A 238-nucleotide genomic window follows, 5' to 3' on the forward strand; every position below is an offset into this window, starting at 1 on the left:
TTGTTTCCCGCAGATGAATCTGGAAGATCTCACGTTGCTGAAGTGCTTCCTTCGCCATTGGTTCTGGAAGAAAAGCTAGCCCTAATTCCGCTTTTACCAAAGGTAAAATCTGATCTGTGGTAGCTGCTTCCGTGTCTGGTATCAACTCCAACCCGTGGGACAGGAACAATTTATGATAAAAATTCCAGGTCATAGTTTCTTTTCCGAGGCAAATCAACGGATAATTTTTTAGTTCGGC

1 protein-coding gene is annotated in these 238 nt (G+C 43.3%); it reads right to left on the minus strand.

Annotated elements, in window-relative coordinates; translation table 11 throughout:
• The coding region (locus NE637_RS15555; protein WP_256267828.1) for a substrate-binding domain-containing protein at positions 1–193 on the minus strand (193 nt) is incomplete at its 3' end.
• Between the last annotated feature and the right edge of the window lie 45 nt (positions 194–238).

Origin of the sequence: Desulfovibrio desulfuricans (genome assembly GCF_024460775.1) — a bacterium.
In the GTDB taxonomy this organism is placed as follows: Bacteria; Desulfobacterota; Desulfovibrionia; order Desulfovibrionales; family Desulfovibrionaceae; genus Desulfovibrio; species Desulfovibrio desulfuricans_E.